The 6,864-nt window shown below is 60.2% G+C and carries 6 protein-coding genes; 3 read left to right on the forward strand and 3 right to left on the reverse strand.

The window, feature by feature from the left end:
* Nucleotides 1-182: 182 nt before the first annotated feature.
* A complete protein-coding gene (locus KHO31_RS26800) occupies nt 183-1,757 on the forward strand; it encodes a DHA2 family efflux MFS transporter permease subunit (RefSeq protein ID WP_201085036.1) in 1,575 nt (524 codons plus the stop codon).
* 23 nt (nt 1,758-1,780) lie between these two features.
* Here the strand turns inward: KHO31_RS26800 and KHO31_RS26805 are convergent, their stop codons facing one another.
* Complete coding sequence (locus KHO31_RS26805) at nt 1,781-2,533, reverse strand: AraC family transcriptional regulator (RefSeq protein ID WP_211624500.1); 753 nt, start codon at nt 2,531-2,533, stop codon at nt 1,781-1,783.
* A gap of 146 nt (nt 2,534-2,679) precedes the next feature.
* Between KHO31_RS26805 and KHO31_RS26810 the strand changes: the two genes are divergently transcribed.
* Nucleotides 2,680-3,594, forward strand: a complete 915-nt coding sequence (locus KHO31_RS26810; RefSeq protein WP_201072589.1) for a glutaminase — start codon at nt 2,680-2,682, stop codon at nt 3,592-3,594.
* Between the two features lie 230 nt (nt 3,595-3,824).
* Nucleotides 3,825-4,646: a class I SAM-dependent methyltransferase gene (locus KHO31_RS26815; RefSeq protein ID WP_201072587.1), complete on the forward strand. Its 822-nt coding sequence runs from the start codon at nt 3,825-3,827 to the stop codon at nt 4,644-4,646.
* 38 nt (nt 4,647-4,684) lie between these two features.
* On the opposite strand, the gene KHO31_RS26820 is transcribed toward KHO31_RS26815, so the two are convergent.
* On the reverse strand, nt 4,685-5,431 hold the full coding sequence (locus KHO31_RS26820) for a glutathione S-transferase family protein (RefSeq protein WP_201072585.1): 747 nt from the start codon (nt 5,429-5,431) through the stop codon (nt 4,685-4,687).
* Nucleotides 5,432-5,504: 73 nt separating this feature from the next.
* A complete protein-coding gene (locus KHO31_RS26825; RefSeq protein WP_211624502.1) occupies nt 5,505-6,767 on the reverse strand; it encodes an NAD(P)/FAD-dependent oxidoreductase in 1,263 nt (420 codons plus the stop codon).
* Nucleotides 6,768-6,864: the final 97 nt, after the last annotated feature.

A 6,864-nucleotide genomic window follows, 5' to 3' on the forward strand; every position in this document is an offset into this window, starting at 1 on the left:
CCTCAGCCGCGAGCATACGCTGCCGGATTGGTTTCTGCCGTCGGATCTGCGTGGGCCGACAACGTCAAAACGTGAATACAGGTATGCTTTTGCGAGCACTCGACCGGCCGCCCGGCTCATTGCGCGAGCGGCGAACAAAACACCGCAGTGAACTTCCGTAGCACCGCAATCCGGAGAATCGTTTGAGCCAGCCCCCGTCCGCGCCTGCTGCCGCGCCGCCCGCACCACCGCCGCCTCTGCAAGGCGGCAAACTGGTTCTGGCGACCATCGCCGTGGCGCTCGCCACCTTCATGAACGTGCTCGACACGTCGATTGCGAACGTCGCGATTCCAACCATTTCGGGCAACCTCGGCGTCTCGGTTGATGAAGGCACGTGGGTCATCACCGTATTCGCCGCAGCCAATGCCGTCTCGATTCCGCTGACCGGGTGGCTCACGCAACGCATCGGCCAGGTGAAGCTGTTCGTCGGTGCGATTCTGATGTTCGTGCTGGCTTCGTGGTTGTGCGGCATCGCGCCCACGCTGCCGATCCTGCTGGTCGCGCGGATTTTCCAGGGCGCGGTGGCCGGTCCGCTGATTCCGCTCTCGCAAGCGATTCTGCTCGGCTCCTATCCCAAGGAGAAATCGTCGACTGCGCTCTCGCTATGGGCGATGACGGCCACCGTCGGCCCGATTGCGGGCCCCGCGCTCGGCGGCTGGATCACGGATAGCTACAGCTGGTCGTGGATCTTCTACATCAATATTCCGGTCGGCATTTTCGCGGCCGGCGTCACGTGGATGATCTATCGCACCCGCGAGTCGGCAACCCGCAAGCCACCCATCGACGTGGTCGGGCTCGGCCTGCTGATTACGTGGGTCGCCTCACTGCAGATCATGCTCGACAAAGGCAAGGACCTCGACTGGTTCTCGTCGCCGGTGATCGTGATTCTCGGCGTCACCGCGGTGATCAGTTTCGCGTTTTTCCTCGTGTGGGAGCTGACCGAGGAGAATCCGATCGTCGATTTGCGGCTGTTCCAGCAACGCAACTTCCTCGGCGGCACGATCGCGATTTCGGTGGCGTACGGCGTGTTCTTCGGCAACCTGGTGCTGCTGCCGCAATGGATGCAGGAGTATTTGAACTACCGCTCGGTGGACGCCGGTCTCGTCACCGCGCCGCTCGGCGTGTTCGCGGTGATTCTCGCGCCCGTAATGGGCCGGGTGCTGCCACGCTCGGACGCGCGCATCATCGCCACGCTCGCGTTTATCGGCTTTGCGATCGTGTTTTATATGCGCTCGAAGTACGTGATCGAAATCGACACATGGCACCTCGTGATCCCGACGCTGCTGCAAGGTATTCCGATGGCGATGTTCTTCGTGCCGCTGACGGCGATCATTCTGTCCGGCCAGCCGCCGAGCAAGATTCCGGCGGCCGCTGGCCTATCGAATTTCGTGCGGGTGTTTTGCGGCGCGGTAGGCACGTCGATCGCCGGCAACGAGTGGAATAACCGCACGGTGCTGCACCATGAACGGCTCACCGAGCAGGCTACCGTGAACAACCCGGTGTTCAATCAGCAGATCGATTCGACCCAGTCGTTGCTGCACCTGAATTCGCAATCGGCGCACGCGCTGTTCGATTTCACGGTGAACACCCAGGCCGCGATGATGGGCCTGAACGACATCTTCTATGTGTCGGCGATCATTTTCATTCTGATCATTCCGCTAATCTGGATTACGAAGCCGGCCAGGGGCGGCGGAGCGGGTGCGGCGGGCGCGCACTGATTGCGGGGTTTTCCGGCGCTGCGTCAGCGGAAATAGCGTGCGGGCGTGTCGCCGAAAGCGTCGCGGAACACCGCGATAAACGACGATACGTCGTTGTAGCCGACTTCGAGCGCCACCTGCGTGACGCTCACTCCAGTGCCGAGGCGCTCCAGTGCAACTTGCAGCCGCAGTTGCTGCCGCCACTGGCCGAAGGTCTGCCCGGTCTCCTTGACGAACAGGCGCGCCGCCGTGCGAGCGGTCACGCCGGCGGCCTCGGCCAGGTCGTCGAGCACCGCCGGCTCCGCCGGGTTGGCGTTCAGCGCTTCGGCGATCCGCTGGGTGCGCGGATCGCGCGGCCAGTGCAGCGCCAGGGGCGCAGCGGGCAATCCCGACAGGCGGTCCAGCAAGACCTGCAGGAGGCGCTCGGCGGGTTCGTCGAGCGGTTTGTCGTGCGGTAGCTCGGCCGCGGCGCACAACAAAGCTTCGGCGAGGCGGTCGAGTGCCAGGGCGAGGCTTTGCGCGGGTAGCGGCGCGGCATCTGGGTCGGCATACAGCGAATGGAGTCGCACCGGCTCAGCGGCAGACAGACAATGCTGCACGTTCGCCTTCAGCCAGAGCGCGTGCCCCTGCGGCACGACCCATCGTCCGGTTTCGGTGCGCACGGTCAGCACGCCCACGCTCACGTGGATTAACCGCGCGTGACGGTAGGCGCGCCACGGCTCGTCCAGTGCGTCGTAACGCTCATCAACCACGAATACCCGACGCTCGATGCCGTCCGGATCGAAAGCTTCCAACATGTATGTCCGTTTTGCCCGGTTGTCGCAAGAAAAGCAGCAAGATTAGCATACCCTTGCGAACGCTGCTCGAACCCGGCACCGCCTCGCCGCACGAACAATTCGCGCCGGGTTGCCATTAGAATCGCGGCTTCAACGGTCCGAACCCAATGAACTACGCATCCATCCTCGAACAGATTCATCGCGATCTTCAGCCTTATCTGGGCACCGGCAAGGTCGCCGATTACATTCCCGAACTGGCTAATGTCCCGGCCGACAGTTTCGGCATGGCGATCGTCACTGCCGCGGGCGAAGTGTTCCGCACCGGCGCCGCCGACACGCGTTTTTCCATCCAGAGTATTTCCAAGCTGTTCGCCTGCACGATGGCGTTCCGGCTGCTCGGCGACGAGCTCTGGCACCGCGTGGGGCGCGAGCCGTCCGGCAATGCCTTCAATTCACTGGTCCAGCTGGAGGCCGAATACGGCAAGCCGCGTAATCCGTTCATCAACGCGGGCGCACTCGTCGTCACCGACGTGTTGTGCCGCCGTTTTGTGCAGGCTGAAACAGCACTAGTCGAATTCATGCGGCGGCTCACGGGCGAAATCAGTATCGACTACGATTTGCGCGTCGCGCAGTCGGAGTTGCAGCACGCCCACCGCAACCGCGCGATGGCGCATTTCATGGCGAGCTTCGGCAACATGGAGATGCCGCCGGAAATCGTAGTCGACGCTTATTGCCGGCAGTGCGCGATTTCGATGAGCTGCGTCGAGCTGGCGAAGGCGGCGCTGTTTCTGACCAATCACGGCGTGGCGCCAGCCACCGGCGAGCGGATTCTCGACACCAGCTCCGCCAAGCGGCTTTCCGCGTTGATGCTGACCTGCGGCACCTATGACGCGGCGGGCGATTTCGTCTATCGGGTCGGGTTGCCGGCGAAAAGCGGCGTGGGCGGTGGGATCGTTGCGGTGCTGCCTGGCGAGATGGCCGTGTGCGTTTGGTCGCCGGGGCTGGATAGCAATGGCAACTCGCTGGCGGGTGTGAAGGCATTGGAATGGTTGACTACGCTTACCGGGCAATCGATCTTTTGATACCGCCGAGGCGGGGAACTTCGCGGTTTATTTCTATCGAGCAGAAGCGTGGTTGATGCCGAACTTTGCCTCCGGCAGGAGTCGGCCCTATCCGGTCGGTGAAACGCAAGAACTCGCCGTCCGAAGGCGGTCTCGCGCGACCATGTGACTATGCGATGCAATCGATCACGTTGCCAATCGCGAACGATTGGCATAGCATTTTTTGCAGTCAGCGAACCGGGTGAACAGACATGACAGATGCATCGAAGTTTCAGTTCACCGGTTCTTCGGTTCCGAATGCTTACGAGGAATTTCTCGTCCCACGCCTATTCGAGCCCTGGGCCAGACTATTGCTCGATGAAGCTCAGCTGGTACAGGCACAAATCGTCATCGATGTAGCAACGGGCCCTGGCACTGTCGCACGATGTGCCGCGCCAATGCTCGGTCCCAAGGGGCGAATTGTTGCCACTGATATAGCTCGCCCTATGCTCGATATTGCTAGAGCGAAGCCTTCGTTGCCCGGGGCGGCTCCGATTGAGTACGTCGAGTCGCCAGCTGCGCCGCTCTTAGCCTCGACCGGCGTTTTTGATGTAGTGCTTTGCCAGCAAGGGCTGCAATTCTTCCCTGACCGACCCAGCGCACTGCGTGAAATGAGACGTGTCCTGAAACCTGGCGGGCGGGTAGTCATTGCGGTGTGGACAGCGATTGAGCGCAATCAGGTGTTTGCAGCGATCCATACTGCGCTGGGCGCGACAACGACGCCCGAATTGTCTGACCTGATGACGGCGCCGTTCAGTTGGCATAGCACCGCCGAGCTGCAAATGGCCGTCGAGGAGGCGGGCTTCCACGACGTTCGGATTCTGACCCGCAGCCTTCCCATAGTCTTCGAACAAGGGGTGGAACAGGCCATGCGCGCCTTCAGTGCCACCCCTGTTTCTCCCGGCGTAGCAGCGCTTTCACAATCCGTTCAGGACGCCTTCTTAGATCGTTTGAGAAGCGAATTGGCGCCCCTCGTCGTGGATGGAAAGGTGATCGGCGAGATGGTTTCCAACATCATTGTGGCCTATGCCTGAAGTGCGACGCGCCAGATAACGAACGTCGACAACCGCCGTCAATCATTCGAGCGCGTCCACCACCGTTCCCAGATACGGTCGTGATAAGCGACGAGCCGCTTCTCCCCCGCAACGTAAGCACGAATTGGGCTTTCAAAGGGATGATGGAGAACGCAATGTATCCATGCAAAGCCAGTCGCATCGAGCGTACTCGGCGTATCGCCGAGCAGATAGGTCCTGTCGTCTAACAGTTCTGCCACCGCGCGCCACGCTAGCATCCCAATACGAACGATTTCATCGTACGTATGGCGGCCGATGCCTTGGTCCCACGCTTGTCGCATCATCCGCCTGCGTGCCAAAGCCAACGCAACTGGTGCGACTAACGGGACTACGTATCTGGGGACGGCCGGCGTGCATCGTTGTGCGTAATCGATCAATAGTGGACGGTAGATAGCCATATTGCTGTCGACGCCCCAGCGCAAATACAGGAGTACAAAATATAGATGGCTCTCGAAGAGTGACCTGAAAGCCACCGACTGCGCATTTTCGAGCGCGCTGAGATGGCTGTCGTTCAGTGCTTCCGGATAGCGACGCTGCAACTCCTCGATTATGAAAGAAGTGTCCGCAATCAGTTGCCCATCGATAGAAACGACGGGCAGCTTGCGCTTTGGCATCTTCGCGTAGTTGCCGGTTCGTGTCTCATAGGGCAGGCCGGACATGCGCAGCCACGTTTCGAGCTTCACGACGAAGGGACTGATATCGGGTGATTCGCTGTTGGGGCCGTATCCGAACTTGTACACAATCATGGTCACTCCCTTCCGCAACAGGTGCCGACGTTCACTGATCCGCTTTCTATCGACAGTTGCCAGGACATCCCGATCAAACGGGTGCGTCACGTTGCGCGCTGCGCGAGGCCGGCCGGCTCAGACTGATCCAAGCCAGACGCAGCAATGCCTGCGGCGAGAAGAACTGCGCGGGCCCAATCAAACGGGCTGCAAAATTATGCAGATGTCGCGACGCCCAATCGTCTTTCGCCGCAGCCGCAAATACGACTCGCTCGAGCACGTTGAATTTGCGGCGCCGCGCGAAGTCGTGAATAAAGAACCGATGGCCCTGCAATTTCCGTGACACGTTTCTGGCGTAGCTATTCAGCGCATCCGACACAGCCCCATCGCCCCGCAAAGCTGGCGCAAGCGCATCGACGAGCCATTCCGCGGTCTGAAACGCGAAACCGCAGCCGACGCCCGGCAAGAAGTCGACGCTCATCAGAGCGTCGCCTGCGAATGCAATATTGCGCACCACGGTTCGCCGCCGCAAATTCGGATAGTCTTTGACCATCAGAACCTGTCCTATCGGTGTCGCCGCCGATAAATCTGGTGCGTCGGGAAAACCGGCCATAGCTCGCATCAGCGACTCACGTGGCGACGCATGGAATTGTTCAAACACATCCTTTGCGGACAGGTACGTCACCACGGTGATGCCGTCGTCGTTCGGAAAGATATAACCCATCTCCGGGCCGCGCATCCACATTTGCGAGCAGGTTCCGCGCACGAGCGGTACCCCGCGATAGGTAGCGAGCGCACCGAACCGCGTGTTGGTGGATGAAACCGGTTTGACTCCTGCGATCGTTGCAAGCGGAGAATTTCTGCCGTCAGCGCCGACGATGAGGCGTGTTACAAGAACGCCCGAATGCACGCCGGCCAATTCGACACCCGTCACTTCCCCCTGTTGCTCGACAAGCCGTTGCACATGACAGCCCAAGAAGTTCGTGACACCAGGGGTTTGAATGGCGAGACGTCGAAGGATCGGATCGAGCGTACTACGCTGAACGTTGTATCCGAACACCTCCTCACCATTTTCATCGACCGGAGAAACGTTGCCAATCCAACCGTAGCGAGTCCAGATATCAATGCAGTTACGTATGGCTCCCGCGTCCTCGATCAAGCGGTCGAGACCGAGACGCCGCATCGTCGGCGTAGCGCTGGCTTGAATGAAATGAGTACATAGCTGCTTGAATGCCTCCGTGTTCACGTGATGCTCCACCAGAGCTACACGAAAACCTTCGAGCGCGAACAGCCGCGCTGCAGTACAACCCGCGATACCCGCACCCACGATCACGACGTCAAAAGCCCCCGGCGTCATAGTAGTTGTCGCCTCTGAACTTTCTTATCAAGAAAAGTCAGAGGTACAAGTTGAAGACGAAACAAACGTATTCTGTTGAGTTTAAGGAGCAGGCGCT

This window comes from Paraburkholderia domus (assembly GCF_905220705.1).
Classification (GTDB): Bacteria; Pseudomonadota; Gammaproteobacteria; order Burkholderiales; family Burkholderiaceae; genus Paraburkholderia; species Paraburkholderia domus.